Consider the following 14,576-nt stretch of genomic DNA (forward strand, 5'->3'; position numbering starts at 1 on the left):
CGATCGGACAAATTAAATCAGATGGCTTCATTTTTTCCCAAAGACCAAAATCGACGCCACAGTTATCTTTGCGCACCATCCACCGTAAATACATATTGAGGCGCTTGCAGGTGGAATTTTTTTCAGGAGAAGCGATATGTTTTTTAGTTCTTGGTGGAAAATCCGTCAAAGAAAAAAAATAATGATGAAAATTAATCAGGGCATTTTTTATGCAAAACTCATTTCCAGCTCCCATCAAAAAGGCAGCCTCCAAAGAAGGGTGCTTTTGGTAATGATGATGTAGAAAAGAAACGAAATATAATAAATCGGTATCGTTAAAAGTCCGGTGCTTAAAGTCCAAAAGCTTTATTAAATCCCCGTCACTATGATGCATACAGAAATCGTAAGGGGCATTATCCATTCGCAACAATAATTCTTTCGATTTATTAATAATAATCGTTCTGCTTCCCCAAGCAAAAATGGCCGCGAAGAATCCGGCAATTTCAATGTCTTGCTTTTTTGAAAAGAGATGCGGAATACAAACGGGGTCATTCACAATAAAATCAGGCCGATTATATTGTGCAACTTTTTGATCTAAAAAATATTTTAATTCATTCATAAGCCGTAAAAGTAAAAAATGCTTTCAAATTACCGCACAAGCAATTCTATATCCGCTCATCTAAAAATAACGATAAACCATAAAATGAATATTATATTTGTCAAATAATGCCAAAATATGTTGCGATGTTTCAGAAATTGGCTTAAAATTTTGACCGATGAAGAAATTTAATGTTGTTATCTGTTTACTTTGTCTGCCCGCTTTTGCTTTTTGCCAAGATAATAATTGGGATTTGCAGAGATGTGTGGACTACGCATTGTCTCATAATATTTCTGTTCGTCAAAGTGATGTTCAACAGAGACTTTCGGCTATACAGCTGAAGCAGGCAAAGGCAATGCAAATACCGACATTAAGTATGAATTCTCAAGCAGGGGAACATTTTGGTAGGTATATCTATCCTACAACCAATCAGTTTGCCACTAATAATTCATTTTCTCAAAACTACGGACTACAATCAGGAATCACTTTATTTAATTTTTTCAGTCAGCAACACGCCATCAAGTCGGCAAAAGCACTTGACAACGCCAACAAATTTGATATAGAGCGTGCAAAAAATGACGTTGCGCTGAATGTAGCAGCCGCTTATTTACAGTACCTGTTATCTCTAGAACAGGTGAATATTGCCCAAGGGCAGATTGCACTTAGTCAAAAGCAGTTAGATATTACCAATAAACAAGTAGCTGCAGGGAGTCTTCCAGAATTAAATTCTGCACAATTAGAATCACAGTTAGCAACGGACAGCAGTACATATATTACCAATGAGGCAACCATGATTCAAAATAAATTGCAATTGCTTGCATTGTTAAATCTCAGTGCAGATGCACCTTTCAACGTTTCGTTGCCCGACGTTGAAGCAATCCCATTAATACCTTTGAGTGAGATGCAGCCCCAAGATGTTTATCATATTGCGCTACGTAACCAATACCAACAAAAGGTAGATAGTCTAAATATATTATCTGCTCTGGAAGAAACAAAATCAGCACGCGCTCAAATGTATCCCTCTATTCAGATGTCCGGTTCAATGAATAGTAACTACGCGAGTAAGGATCCCTATGGTTTTTCTTATAGCAAGCAAGTGTTTAATGCCAATCTTTCAGAATTTATCGGGTTAAGTTTAAATATTCCAATATTCAACAGCAGACAATTGCGCTCAAATTATGAAAAATCAAAAGAAAATGTCATTTCTGCAGAATTAACGCAAGAAAAAAACAATCAGGCGTTACAGCAAAATATTTATACTGCATATAGTAATGCACAATCAGGTATTCAAAACTATAATGCCAATACTAAAAGCGAATCTTATTCAGCCTATGCTTATGAATTGGCACAAAAAAGATACGACATAGGCATCATGTCGACTTCTGATTATCTGATTGCCCAAAATAATTTGTACACGGCGAAAATGAACAAAGCAGCGGCACATTTTGAATATATTTTTAGATTGAAAGTTCTGGAGTTCTACAAATACAACCACATTAAATTATAAGATAGAAACAATTATATTAACTACATATCTCGTATTATGAGTAAAAAATTAAAATGGGTGATTGCAATATTAATATTCTTAGTTGTATTGCTGATTGTGCTTAGTAAAGCGGGCGTTATCGGCAAAAAAGAAGGGATTGAAGTAACTGCAGAAAAAGCCCAGAAACGTACTATTACAGAAATAGTAACCGCAAGTGGGCAAATATATCCGGAAATTGAAGTAAAAGTGTCCTCCGATATTTCCGGCGAAATTGTAGATTTACCAGTAAATGAAGGAGATACGGTAAAAAAAGGTCAAACGGTTGCAAAAATATATGCCGATATTTACGCTAGTCAACGAGATCAGGCACAAGCGATAGTAGCACAATCAAAAGCACAGGAAATAAATGCAGTAAGCCAGTTAGCCGGATTAAAAGCAACGATGGATCAAACAAATGATGCCTATAAAAGGCAAAAAACATTGCTCGACCAAAAAGTAATTTCACAATCAGAATTTGAGCAAGCTCAACAAGCCTACTTATCTGCAAAAGCAAATTACGCAGCTGCGAAAGCTACCATTAATGCGCAAAAAGCAAATGTAGAAAGTTCACAAGCAAGCCTCATTCGAGCACAAACCGACGTTGATAGAGCTACTATTGTTTCACCGATGGATGGCGTTATCAGTTTGATGGATGTAAAAAAAGGAGAACGCGTAGTTGGTACAGCGCAAATGACTGGTACCGAAATGATGCGTATTGCAGATTTAGGAAGAATTGAAGTTCGCGTGAATGTAGGAGAAAACGATATTCATAAAGTGCGCCTTGGTGATAGTGCAAATATTCAGGTGGATGCTTATAATCAGAGAGTATTTAAGGGTATCGTCACCCAAATCGCTAACCCACAGCCTACAGCCAACGCATCTACAACCACTTCGACGACTGCTACCAACTATTTAGTACATATTAGACTCTTACCGGAAAGCTACAAGGATTTAATCGGTAAAGGCCAACCTTTCCCTTTTCGCCCGAGTATGTCGGCAAGCGCAGATATACAGACAAAGACCAATTTAAATGTTTTATCAATAGCCCTGAATGCAGTTACAACAAGAGATTATAGCGATTTGGTAAAGGATGATTCCACGCTGAAAAATCAAAATGCTCAGGTAGGTGCTAACGACAGTTTATCTGAAGTCGTTTTTGTAATTGGCAAAGACAATAAAGTAAAGCCCGTAATTGTAAAAACGGGGATTCAAGACATAAATTATATTGAAATATTAAGTGGTATAAAAGAAGGTGATCAAGTGGTAACCGGACCTTACGATACCGTAAGTAAATTGCTAAAATCGGGGAATAAAGTAAAAGTGGTCGATAAGTCTCAGCTCTTTCAAGCGAATTCTTCAAGCCAATAATTAAAAGAATTAGAAAGTAAAACATCGTAATTCTTTTGGTGATGCTTTAAATTCTATTAAAAAACCTACAAAAAACAGCCCATTCTCGGGCTGTTTTTTGTAGGTTACCATAAAAGCCGAAATACTTTACTTTTATTACCCAGTTGCATGTTCGGATTGCGACGGGAAATAGCTGGGATCTTAGATTCCTATTGGTTATAATTGTAATACTGCAATTCGTCTTTCAAAATACCACCACACCAATAACATCGTTAATAGTATGGCAACGATTAATACCCAAACCAGCAATTCGGGAAGTTTCATTTCGTGTTTTCTTTAAATTTTGCAGAGATAGATTCCGCATATACTGTATATACCTTGCAAAGTAATTGCCGATCATTTTCATAAGTAGCCAACCTTATAGCTTTTGGAATCATAAAAAATCCCCTTTCGCAATATTTACATAAATATTTAAATTGGTCTTGCCTAAAATATCATAAATAATCGTCTAACTACTAAACAATCATTTTTATGAGTTGCCTAATAAGCATTCAATTCTTTTAATCGTTTTTGGAAAACTTGCGCATTGAGATGCTGTCTTACATCGATATTTGTGGCTTCAGCTTTGATTGTTTTAGAAGTATCATTGATATCCCAGGTTTTAATGAATTCTGCTGTTGAAAGGTGCCACCCGCTAACCAACAAAAAGAATGCATAGCCAACTAAAATGAGTAAAAAACGTAAAATCTTCATCGATTTAATGGAAGGAGCAATTGCATAATATGCTATTTAATATCTCCTAAATATTTTACAATTGCGGATTGTCGATATAAGACTAGGTTGATATTGTGATAAAGCATTTTATACGCTAAGGTTCTCCAATGATTTTGATAAAAATATTTTAATTATAACAAAGCATTTAAAGTTCTTTTAATATTAATCAACGATATTTAATTTAAATTACAATTAAAGGACAACTTATGAAACTACAAAATCAGATAGCGATAGTTACAGGTGCCAGCAGCGGTATTGGTAAAAGTGTTGCTAAGTGCTTGGCTTTAGAAGGGGCAAAAGTGGTAGTCAATTACCCATTTGAAAAAGTTAAAGAGGAAGCGCAATCCGTTCTGGATGACATTAAACAATCAGGTGGAGATGGTATTATTTTTCAGTGCGATGTAAGTAAAGAAGAGGACGTACAGAACATGTTTGCCCAAACTATTCAACAATATGGCACCGTAGATATTTTAGTAAATAACGCCGGCATACAGGTAGATTCGCCTTTTGAAGAAATGACCTTATCTCAATGGAATGCCGTAATAGGTGTAAATCTTACAGGCCAGTTCTTGTGCGCGCGGGAAGCCATAAAGGAATTTTTGCGCCGTGGCGTCGATGCGCAGAAATCGATAGCTGCCGGAAAAATTATTCACATGAGCAGCGTTCACCAAATTATTCCTTGGGCAGGGCATGCCAACTATGCGACCAGCAAAGGTGGCATTGATATGTTGATGCAAACATTATCACAAGAATTTGCGCCAAGGAAAATTAGAATTAATAGTATTTGTCCAGGAGCTATTCAAACACCAATTAATAAAGACGCATGGAGCACGCCTGAAGCATTGGACAATTTGATGAAACTAATTCCTTATAAAAGAATTGGCCAACCCGAAGACATTGGGAAAGCCGCTGTTTGGTTGGCGAGCGACGATAGTGACTATGTAAACGGCACATCGATATTTGTTGACGGGGGGATGACACTATTCCCAGGATTTACGACCAACGGGTAAATACGAAATAAAATCTCATAGATAATTGTAAGCAAATAATCAGGCATGAAGAATACGCAAGAAGATAAAAAGATAACTGACGCAAGTTGGAAAGTTTGGGGACCATATGTAAGTGACCGGCAATGGGGAACAGTACGTGAAGATTACAGTGAAAACGGAGATGCCTGGCAATCTACGACACACGATATGGCCCGTTCTAAAGCATGGCGTTGGGGAGAGGAAGGAATTGGAGGCATTTGCGATAATTTAGGAAACATTTGTTTTGCATGGGCATTCTGGAACAAAAAAGACGCTATATTAAAAGAACGATTTTTTGGCTTATCAAACTTCGAAGGCAACCACGGCGAAGATGTAAAAGAGTTGTACTATTATTTGGATAATACGCCTACACATTCCTATATGAAAATGTTGTACAAGTACCCCATTGAAGCGTTTCCTTATGAGCAATTATTGGAGGAAAACAAAAGGCGCTCAAGGCTAGAACCTGAGTTCGAATTGATAGATACAGGGGTGTTGAATAACAATAATTATTTTGACATATTTATTGAGTACGCCAAAGCATCCCCTACCGATATCCTGATAAAAGTTACTGTTAATAATCTCTCATCTGACAAAGCAAAAATAAATATACTACCAACTATCTGGTATAGTAATGATTGGAGCTGGCAAAATAAAATACGCAAACCCAACATTACCTGTTTGTCCGAAGGAGAAGTATTATTGCAGCATCCGGCAATGGACACTTATCATTTTTATGTCAAAGAAGAAGCTCCCTTTTTATATTGTGAAAATGAAACAAATAATGAACGGTTATATCAATCCAAAAATGATTCAAACTATGCAAAAGATGGCATTAATAATTACATAGTTAATAATGATGAAACCGCTATAAACAACGAGGAAGGAACAAAATTATCAATTAATTACGATGTCGAGATTAGACCCGGACAGCCAGCTACTTTTTGTTTTCGGTTATCTAAAGAAATAATTAAAAATGCTTTCGATGATTTTGATAAAATATTTTCCCAGCGTATAAAGGATGCCGACGAATTTTACGAAGAAATACAAAAAGAAATAAAGACAGATGATGAGCGGGCTATTCAACGCCAGGCTTTTTCAGGAATGTTATGGAATAAACAATTTTACCATTACAATGTATCTAAATGGTTAAATGGAGATGAACGCATGCCTCCCCCACCCCAACAACGCAAACATGGCCGCAATTATGAGTGGCAACATGTAGACAACAAGCGTGTCATCAGCATGCCTGATAAATGGGAATATCCTTGGTACGCGACTTGGGATTTGGCTTTTCACTGTGTAACACTTGCAGTAATTGATTCGAATCTTGCAAAAGAACAACTAACACTTTTTACACACGATTGGTACATGCATGCCAACGGACAATTACCCGCATATGAATGGGATTTTGGTAATGTCAATCCACCCGTGCACGCATGGTCCGCCTGGCGTGTATATAAAATCGATGAAAGCAATTATGGCAAATCAGATACAACGTTCTTAAAAGCCATTTTTCACAAACTGCTGCTCAATTTTACATGGTGGGTAAATAGAAAAGATAAGGAAGAAGACAATATTTTCGAGGGAGGTTTTTTGGGTCTTGACAATATCGGTGTGTTTGATAGGAATATGCCACTGACTGATGGATTGCAATTGGAACAATCTGACGCCACAAGTTGGATGGCGATGTTTGCCTTAAATATGATGCGTATTGCTCTTGAATTGTCAAAATTTGATAGCGTATATCAAGATATGGCCTCTAAATTTTTTGAACATTTCTTGACCATTGCCTATGCAATGGAAAATCTGCAAGCTAATGGAGAAGGGCTTTGGGATGAAGAAGATCAATTCTATTACGACAGAATTCGCTCCAAATATGGGGACAATAAAATATTAAGATTAAGAAGTATTGTAGGAATTATCCCATTATTTGCGGTAGAAGTAATTGACGATAACAGTTTGCTAAAGGCGCCTCTTTTTAAAGAAAGAATGAATTGGATTTATGAAAACAAGCCCGAGTTGGCTGCCTTGGTTTCGCGTTGGCAGGAGCAGAATAATACACAACATCTTTTATCGTTATTGCGTGGCCATCGAATGAAAAAAATATTAGAAAGGTTATTAGATGAAAATGAGTTTTTGAGTCTATACGGCGTTCGTTCCCTCTCGAAATATCATGAAAAAAACCCCTATAAATTATCGATTAACAATGCACATTTTGAAGTAGCTTACACACCTGGTGAATCCGATTCTGCTATGTTTGGTGGTAATAGTAATTGGCGTGGTCCTATATGGATGCCGATGAATTTTTTAATTATAGAGAGTCTGCAAAGATTTAATTACTATTACGGTGATGACTTTAAAGTTGAATGTCCAACGCATAGTGGCAATTTTTTAACATTGAAAGAAGTTGCAACCTATTTATCAAATAAAGTGGTGAATTTGTTTATCAAAGACGAAAATGGCAACCGGGCATTTTTAGGCGAGAATCAAACACTCCAAAAAGATACCAACTTCAATGAATATCTTTTATTCAATGAATATTTTCATGGAGATTCAGGTAAGGGATTAGGAGCTTCTCATCAAACTGGTTGGACCGGATTAGTGGCCAAAATTATTCAATCAAAGAATAGAAATTAAGGCCTCAAGAAGATTTACAGGTCAAAAACTTAGCACATTTGTTGATAAATAAATTTCAATTTCGAGCGAGCTGTTTTGTATATTGCATATAGCATCAAAATATATAATTTTTAAACCTAATTATTTTGACCGACACCATCATTGAATTAAACACCCTCAGCCCTATTGAGTTTTTTGGCGTAAATAACGCAAAACTCAATTTATTAAAAAGACGCTTTCCATTATTAAAAATTCTCTCCCGTGGCACGCAGATAAAATTAAGCGGAGCGCAGGAACATGTAGAGGAAGCAAAGGCAAAAATTGGCTTGATATTGCAACACATTGAACGTAGTGGCGATTTAAGTGATAATTATTTTGAAGAAATACTCGGCAGTATTGATGACGACAAAGTGGATAATTTTGTCGAAAGACATCCAAATGATATATTAGTTTTTGGACCTAACGGAAAAAGCATTCGGGCTCGCACCACCAATCAGAAATCGATGGTTGAAGCGGCTGATAATAATGACATTGTTTTTGCTATAGGTCCAGCCGGAACAGGTAAAACATATACTGCTGTCGCCATTGCTGTGCGTGCACTAAAAAATAAAATTGTAAAAAAGATTATTTTAACACGTCCCGCGGTCGAAGCGGGAGAAAGTCTTGGTTTTTTACCCGGTGATTTAAAAGAGAAAATAGACCCTTATTTGCGCCCCCTATACGATGCTTTAGATGATATGATTCCCGCTGACAAATTGGGCTATTACATGAGTACGCGCACAATAGAAATTGCGCCTTTAGCTTATATGCGTGGTCGCACCTTGGATAATGCATTTATTATTCTAGATGAATCACAAAATGCCAATGATTTGCAAATCAAAATGTTCTTGACACGTATTGGGGCAAACGCGAAAGCGATTATAACCGGTGATCCTACTCAAATAGATTTACCTAAAAACCAACGAAGCGGTTTGTGGAAAGCGGTGTCTATTCTTAGAAATATAGATGGCATTGCACTCATCGAATTGAATGAAGAAGATGTCGTAAGGCACAAACTTGTTAAGCAGATTATCAAGGCATACAATATGGCCGATGAAAAAGAAGAAGAAGAACAAAAATTTTATGTAAACAAAAAGATAGGTAAGGATAGGTTGTTATAAAAATTATTGTTGTAATTTTCCATCCCAATTTCCATCATCAAAAATGAAACGAGTCATATGAAAAGAATCTTTGTGTGTATAGCAGTGCTATCTCTCGCATTTATAGTCCCGTCTTGTAAATCCTCATCGTCTCCGTCAGCTATTGCTACAAAATTTTCAAAGGCAATGCTCAATGATGATTATGCAACAGCGGAAAAGTTGTCCACGATAGAAAGCGCGAAAATTCTAAAGGAAAACGAGCAGATGAGTAAACAAAATCCTTTACCTGATTCTATAAAAGCGCTTATAAAAGTGGCAACTATAAAAATCGTAAATGAAAAAATTGAAAATGATTCAACTGCTTCAGTTGAATTAAAAACAGTACTTCCAAAAGAAATAATGGGCAAAAAAGAAAACGACGAGACCCTTTCATTGAAAAAAGAAAATGGTCAATGGCGCATCGACATTTTTGGCACCATGAAGAAAATGATGGAAGAAGAAGGTGGCGGGGTACAGATGCAGAGTGATGACATGTCTTCGGATTCACTTGATGCAGCAAACCCAGATTCTTCTTTAGGGAAATAAATTTAATACCTAACTATTTTTACGTCTTGTTATGCCCAATATTGTGCTCGCTAGTACCTCCACTCTTGCAGGTGAAACTTATTTAAGTTATCTAAGAAGTGAGCTTATTGAATTATATAAAGACGTAAAAGAAATAATCTTTATTCCTTTTGCTCGCCCTAGTGGTATTTCCCACGAGGAGTACACTGAAAAGGCGAGCACTTTTTTTGCTTCGATAAATAAGAGAGTAAGAGGGCTGCATGAATTTTCATCAGCAACAGACGGCATAAAAAGCGCAGAAGGCTTTTTTACGGGCGGCGGTAATACGTTTTTGTTGGTAAAACAATTACACGAACAAAAATTAATGCCCGTTTTAAGAGATGAAGTGCTCCGAGGCAAACCATATCTCGGTTGTAGTGCAGGTGCAAATATTGGCGGCATCAATATGCAGACAACCAACGACATGCCAATTGTCTATCCGTCATCTTTCGAAACAATGGGTTTGGTAAATTTCAATATCAATCCGCATTTTTTAGACGCAGCTGCCCAGTCCACACACATGGGTGAAACAAGAGAAACCCGTATTAAAGAATTTTTGACCCAAAATCGAATACCGGTAATCGGATTAAGAGAAGGAAGCTGGCTTCGAGTGAACAATAATGTTGTTAAACTAGAAGGCAGATTTCCCGCAAAAATTTTCGAAAAAGGTGAAGAACCATATGAATTACCTACTCACAGTGAAATCGTATTTTAGCGACGCAAAAATGCAGTAGTATAAATATCATAGTATTTTCTCCATGAAGACCAAATCTAACCAACGATCAAATTTGAATCCGACTTCTTTTAAATAACCCACTTCAGTAAATCCATATTTTTTATGAAATTCGATACTGAATGTATTCTCTGCGTCAATTCCGGCAATCATTGTATGATAGTTTTCGGATCTTGCTCTTTCAATTAAGGCATTTAATAATTCTGCTCCTATACCCTTTCCTCTAAAATCTTTATGTACATATACTGAATGCTCTACACAAAAACGATAACCGTCCTTTGGTCGGAAAATAGTGTAGCAACCATATCCGGCACATCGTCCTTCGTATGCACATACAAGAATGGGCATGGATTGCTTTTGCATATTGTCAAACCAATTTTTTACATATTGCCCATCCCGCTCATGATAATCATAAATGGCAGTCGTGTTTAAAACCGCATCATTCATTATTTCTTGTATATAGGGCAAATCACATTCTTTCGCATTTCTTATCGTAAACATGGTGATCTCCTGTTTAAAAGATTGACAATTACGGATCAAAGGTAAATTTATAATTAAATATAATATTACCGGGGACTTAAATATCTAAACAAATATTCGCATTCTTTTTTTATTTTTAATGTAAAATTGATTATCAAAGAAATAACAACAGCCAAAGAGCTCTTATAACCACCATAAAAGATAATTTAAGCGATGTCGGACGTTATTTCATCCGCTAAAACTAAAATTTCTCCAATGAAAAAAGGTTCTTGATTCTCCAAACGATTGATTGTAGGATTGGGCAAATTTGTTAGTGCGGAGGAATTTCATTTCGGGCAAAAGTTGGTAGCGACTTAACTACAATTACCGGTGCCCATTTAAAGGAACTTATAGACACGGACTTCAGACAGACCCATTTTTAGAATATAATTTGACAAAAAAGATAGGCATTCAACCGGAACTTCTATTGAACCAAATGAATGTAACGCCGCAGAATAGCAATACTAGTTCTGGATATTTTACCCAAAGGGGCAATCTATATACCTAGATTATTTGAGCCTTCCCGTACTCTTGCGAATTAACACTAGCCAATTACTTCCCCTACAAGTTGGAGCAGAATTTAGCAAAATGATTGGCGGAAATCCTCCCTATATCAATAACAGAGAGCCGGGTTAAAGCACTTATGTCGCCGGTGACTTGGGCAGTCACAATTAAATCTATGCCTCAAAGTCGCGTAAGTTCCCGTTCAATCTTGGTTATAGGATACATAGCCAATTAAAAGAATATTCAAGGAGTGCCTTGAGTAGGGCAATGATGGCATATTCTTTGACAGGAAGAATTTGAGTAAAATCATATAGTTTTTAACATGACATTTATAAACATTATTTTTGCTACAAAACCGTAAAAATTTATCCAATGAAAAGATTATTCTTAACTCTCCTTACTGTATTGTTGCTGGCAGGTTTTGCCAATGCGCAACATTTTGCCCTTGGTATCAAAGCGGGTGGGAACCTTAACAAAATTAGTGGTGAGTCTTTTAAAAATGGCTACGAATTTGGTGTTCACGCCGGTGCGTTTTTAGAATATGACTTTGGTAAAACTATTGGCATTCAACCTGAAGTTCTATTTAACCAAACAAATACAACGACTCAAAGCCAGAGCTCTACTCAACAGGATTATTTTAATTCTACAAAAGATGCCAAATTGAATTACTTAAGTATTCCACTTTTGTTACGTATCAACGTAAATAAACTGCTGACCATAAATGTGGGTCCTCAATATAGCATCTTAATGAATAAAGATTCCTCTTTGTTTGTTAATGGTAAAAATGCCATTAAAAGTGGTGATTTTGCAGCTGTTGCCGGCTTGCAGCTTAACCTCGGCGCATTACGTGTTTACGGGCGTTATAATATTGGCCTGTCAAATATTAATGATATTAGCGACCAACAAAAATGGAAGAATCAGCAAATTCAATTAGGAATCGGCTTTACCATTTTATAAATAAATACTCTATTTAGAAAGGCCGTTCTCAAATTGAACGGCTTTTTTTTATGCATACATTTTTAAATAAAACAAATAAAACATTGCATAACCGTAACGTTTCTTATTTTCGTGCTGCTAAAATGAACAAATTATCCATGCAACTTTCCAATGAACAACTTTCGGCGATAGCCAATGAATATGGTACGCCGGTCTATATTTACCATGCAGAAAAAATAAAAGAACAGTACAATAAACTAAAAAAAGCATTTGCTAAAACGGATACACGTTTTTTTTATGCCTGTAAAGCATTGACGAATATCAATATCTTAAAATTGATGAAAGGTATTGGTACCGACTTGGATTGTGTGAGCATAAATGAAGTAAAACTTGGTCTAGCTGCTGGTTTTGAGCCCCATCAGATTATGTTTACACCCAATAGTGTCGATTTCACCGAAGTGGAGTCGGGCAAAGAATTAGGCGTAAATATCAATATCGATAATATTTCTTTTCTTGAAAGATTTGGAAATAAATATGGTAACTCCTATCCTATCAGCATTCGTTTAAACCCGCATATAATGGCTGGCGGAAATTACAAAATCTCTACCGGCCATGTCGATAGCAAATTTGGCATTTCCATACACCAAATGAGACATATAGAGCGTGTAGTTAAAACGACTAAATTACATGTTCGCGGGTTGCATATTCATACTGGCAGCGAAATCAAAGACATTAACTTGTTTTTAAATGCATTAGATGTAATGCTTGATTTGGCCAGGCATTTTCCCAAAATAGAATTTTTAGATTTGGGTAGTGGCTTCAAAGTCCCCTACGAGGAAACCGATATAGAGACCGACGTGGATCTATTGGGCCAAAAAGTTGGCGAAGCATTTGAAACATTTGAAAAAGAAATAGGCAAGAAATTACAAATATGGTTTGAACCTGGAAAATACTTGGTAAGTGAATCAGGTTACTTTGTGGTAAAAGCCAATGTCATAAAACAAACCACTGCCACCGTTTTTGTAGGCGTGGATTCTGGCTTTAATCACCTTATACGCCCAATGTTTTATGAAGCCTATCACCGTGTGGAAAACATTAGCAATCCTAAAGGATCTGAAAGGATCTATACTGTCGTGGGTAATATTTGCGAAACAGATACTTTTGCCTGGGACAGAAAAATTGCAGAAACTCATGAAGGTGATTTACTTTGTTTTTATAATGCGGGGGCTTATGGTTTTGAGATGAGCAGTAACTTTAACTCACGATTAAAACCTGCAGAAGTATTGGTGATAAATGATGAGACACACTTAATAAGAAGAAGGGATACGTTTGAGGATTTATTGCGCAATCAAATCGAGGTATTATAATTCAGTGCCTGCCCTGCATTAGGTTTAGCTTTTAATTGAATTAAACTATGATTGAATTAAAAAATATAAAGAAAAGTTTTGACGGGAAGCCTATTATTAAGGGCGTTTCAATGGTTTTGGATGCAGGCAAATGTAATCTTATTATTGGCGCAAGCGGCAGTGGCAAAACGGTCTTAACTAAATGCATTGTGGGTTTGTTCGAACCAGATGAAGGCGAAATATTTTTCGAGGATGAAAATATTCTACAGTTAGATAAAAAAGAACGAAAAGAGCTACGCCAAAAAATAGGTATGCTATTTCAGGGTTCCGCACTTTTCGATTCCATGACGGTTGAGCAAAATGTGATGTTCCCTCTGGACATGTTCTCAAAAATGTCCAATAGTGAAAAAAGGAAACGCGTCAATGAAGTACTGGCTCGCGTAAACCTTACAGACTCCAATAAAAAGCTCCCGGCTGAAATAAGTGGAGGAATGAAGAAAAGGGTGGGTATTGCACGAGCAATTGTACTGAATCCTAAATATCTTTTTTGCGATGAACCTAACTCGGGTCTGGATCCACAGACCTCATTATTAATAGATAAATTGATAAAGGAAATTACCATCGAGTATGAAATGACCACGGTTGTCATTACACACGACATGAATAGCGTGATGGAAATTGGCGATCACATAGTGTATATGTATGATGGGCAAAAACGGTGGGAAGGTAATAATCGTGAGATTATTCATAGTAAAGACGAGATGTTGAATAAATTTATTTTTGCGTCACAATTCTTACAAGATGTAAAAGAAATGCGTATGGAAGAAGATAAACAAAAGAACAAATAGGTTTTCTTTTATCATGATAAAATATTGTAAGAAGTCGGAGAATACAACAAAATAGTTTTCCGACTTCTTTATTTCGTA

The 14,576-nt window shown here is 36.5% G+C and carries 13 protein-coding genes; 10 read left to right on the forward strand and 3 right to left on the reverse strand.

The genetic code is table 11. The features are described from left to right. Positions 1-598, reverse strand: a 598-nt coding sequence (locus ACQR30_RS04895) for a DUF2400 domain-containing protein (RefSeq protein ID WP_429732090.1), incomplete at its 3' end; no start/stop codon positions are given. A gap of 157 nt (positions 599-755) precedes the next feature. Here ACQR30_RS04895 and ACQR30_RS04900 point away from each other — a divergent pair. Together ACQR30_RS04900 and ACQR30_RS04905 are read left to right on the forward strand one after the other, a co-directional pair. Further along, positions 756-2,084 (forward strand): TolC family protein, encoded by a 1,329-nt coding sequence (locus ACQR30_RS04900; protein ID WP_429732093.1) that lies wholly within the window; start codon positions 756-758, stop codon positions 2,082-2,084. A gap of 36 nt (positions 2,085-2,120) precedes the next feature. Continuing rightward, positions 2,121-3,470 carry an efflux RND transporter periplasmic adaptor subunit gene (locus ACQR30_RS04905; protein ID WP_429732096.1) on the forward strand — a complete coding sequence of 450 codons (1,350 nt, stop codon included), beginning with the start codon at positions 2,121-2,123 and terminating at the stop codon, positions 3,468-3,470. A 519-nt stretch (positions 3,471-3,989) separates the two neighbouring features. Here ACQR30_RS04905 and ACQR30_RS04910 read toward each other — a convergent pair. Next, a complete protein-coding gene (locus ACQR30_RS04910) occupies positions 3,990-4,202 on the reverse strand; it encodes a hypothetical protein (protein ID WP_429732099.1) in 213 nt (70 codons plus the stop codon). A 227-nt stretch (positions 4,203-4,429) separates the two neighbouring features. Between ACQR30_RS04910 and ACQR30_RS04915 the strand changes: the two genes are divergently transcribed. The 5 genes from ACQR30_RS04915 to pepE all read left to right on the forward strand — a co-directional run bounded on the left by ACQR30_RS04915 (position 4,430) and on the right by pepE (position 10,327). Further along, positions 4,430-5,233: an SDR family oxidoreductase gene (locus ACQR30_RS04915; RefSeq protein ID WP_429732101.1), complete on the forward strand. Its 804-nt coding sequence runs from the start codon at positions 4,430-4,432 to the stop codon at positions 5,231-5,233. A gap of 45 nt (positions 5,234-5,278) precedes the next feature. Next, a complete protein-coding gene (locus ACQR30_RS04920) occupies positions 5,279-7,891 on the forward strand; it encodes an MGH1-like glycoside hydrolase domain-containing protein (protein ID WP_429732104.1) in 2,613 nt (870 codons plus the stop codon). Between the two features lie 125 nt (positions 7,892-8,016). After that, positions 8,017-9,030, forward strand: coding sequence for a PhoH family protein (locus tag ACQR30_RS04925; RefSeq protein WP_429732107.1), 1,014 nt, complete (start codon positions 8,017-8,019; stop codon positions 9,028-9,030). A gap of 57 nt (positions 9,031-9,087) precedes the next feature. Next, positions 9,088-9,594 carry a hypothetical protein gene (locus tag ACQR30_RS04930; protein WP_429732109.1) on the forward strand — a complete coding sequence of 169 codons (507 nt, stop codon included), beginning with the start codon at positions 9,088-9,090 and terminating at the stop codon, positions 9,592-9,594. Between the two features lie 31 nt (positions 9,595-9,625). Then, a complete protein-coding gene (pepE, locus tag ACQR30_RS04935) occupies positions 9,626-10,327 on the forward strand; it encodes a dipeptidase PepE (protein ID WP_429732112.1) in 702 nt (233 codons plus the stop codon). Between the two features lie 27 nt (positions 10,328-10,354). Here the strand turns inward: pepE and ACQR30_RS04940 are convergent, their stop codons facing one another. After that, positions 10,355-10,846 carry an N-acetyltransferase family protein gene (locus ACQR30_RS04940; protein ID WP_429732115.1) on the reverse strand — a complete coding sequence of 164 codons (492 nt, stop codon included), beginning with the start codon at positions 10,844-10,846 and terminating at the stop codon, positions 10,355-10,357. 894 nt (positions 10,847-11,740) lie between these two features. On the opposite strand from ACQR30_RS04940, the gene ACQR30_RS04945 reads away from it, so the two are divergent. The 3 genes from ACQR30_RS04945 to ACQR30_RS04955 are packed head-to-tail and all read left to right on the forward strand — an operon-like array spanning position 11,741 to position 14,498. Next, a complete protein-coding gene (locus tag ACQR30_RS04945; RefSeq protein WP_429732117.1) occupies positions 11,741-12,325 on the forward strand; it encodes a porin family protein in 585 nt (194 codons plus the stop codon). Positions 12,326-12,375: 50 nt separating this feature from the next. After that, positions 12,376-13,671, forward strand: a complete 1,296-nt coding sequence (gene lysA, locus ACQR30_RS04950; RefSeq protein WP_429732120.1) for a diaminopimelate decarboxylase — start codon at positions 12,376-12,378, stop codon at positions 13,669-13,671. Between the two features lie 47 nt (positions 13,672-13,718). Continuing rightward, on the forward strand, positions 13,719-14,498 hold the full coding sequence (locus ACQR30_RS04955) for an ABC transporter ATP-binding protein (RefSeq protein ID WP_429732123.1): 780 nt from the start codon (positions 13,719-13,721) through the stop codon (positions 14,496-14,498). Positions 14,499-14,576: the final 78 nt, after the last annotated feature.

Origin of the sequence: Arachidicoccus sp. (genome assembly GCF_050436765.1) — a bacterium.
Taxonomy (GTDB): domain Bacteria; phylum Bacteroidota; class Bacteroidia; order Chitinophagales; family Chitinophagaceae; genus Arachidicoccus.

Bases quoted from the DNA above. Each gene is read 5' to 3' on its own strand.
- ACQR30_RS04955 (WP_429732123.1), top strand. From the start codon at position 13,719: ATGATTGAATTAAAAAATATAAAGAAAAGTTTTGACGGGAAGCCTATT.
- ACQR30_RS04910 (WP_429732099.1), bottom strand. From the start codon at position 4,202: ATGAAGATTTTACGTTTTTTACTCATTTTAGTTGGCTATGCATTCTTT.
- ACQR30_RS04930 (WP_429732109.1), top strand. From the start codon at position 9,088: ATGAAAAGAATCTTTGTGTGTATAGCAGTGCTATCTCTCGCATTTATA.
- ACQR30_RS04905 (WP_429732096.1), top strand. From the start codon at position 2,121: ATGAGTAAAAAATTAAAATGGGTGATTGCAATATTAATATTCTTAGTT.
- ACQR30_RS04900 (WP_429732093.1), top strand. From the start codon at position 756: ATGAAGAAATTTAATGTTGTTATCTGTTTACTTTGTCTGCCCGCTTTT.
- ACQR30_RS04945 (WP_429732117.1), top strand. From the start codon at position 11,741: ATGAAAAGATTATTCTTAACTCTCCTTACTGTATTGTTGCTGGCAGGT.
- ACQR30_RS04920 (WP_429732104.1), top strand. From the start codon at position 5,279: ATGAAGAATACGCAAGAAGATAAAAAGATAACTGACGCAAGTTGGAAA.
- ACQR30_RS04915 (WP_429732101.1), top strand. From the start codon at position 4,430: ATGAAACTACAAAATCAGATAGCGATAGTTACAGGTGCCAGCAGCGGT.
- pepE (WP_429732112.1), top strand. From the start codon at position 9,626: ATGCCCAATATTGTGCTCGCTAGTACCTCCACTCTTGCAGGTGAAACT.
- ACQR30_RS04940 (WP_429732115.1), bottom strand. From the start codon at position 10,846: ATGTTTACGATAAGAAATGCGAAAGAATGTGATTTGCCCTATATACAA.
- lysA (WP_429732120.1), top strand. From the start codon at position 12,376: ATGCATACATTTTTAAATAAAACAAATAAAACATTGCATAACCGTAAC.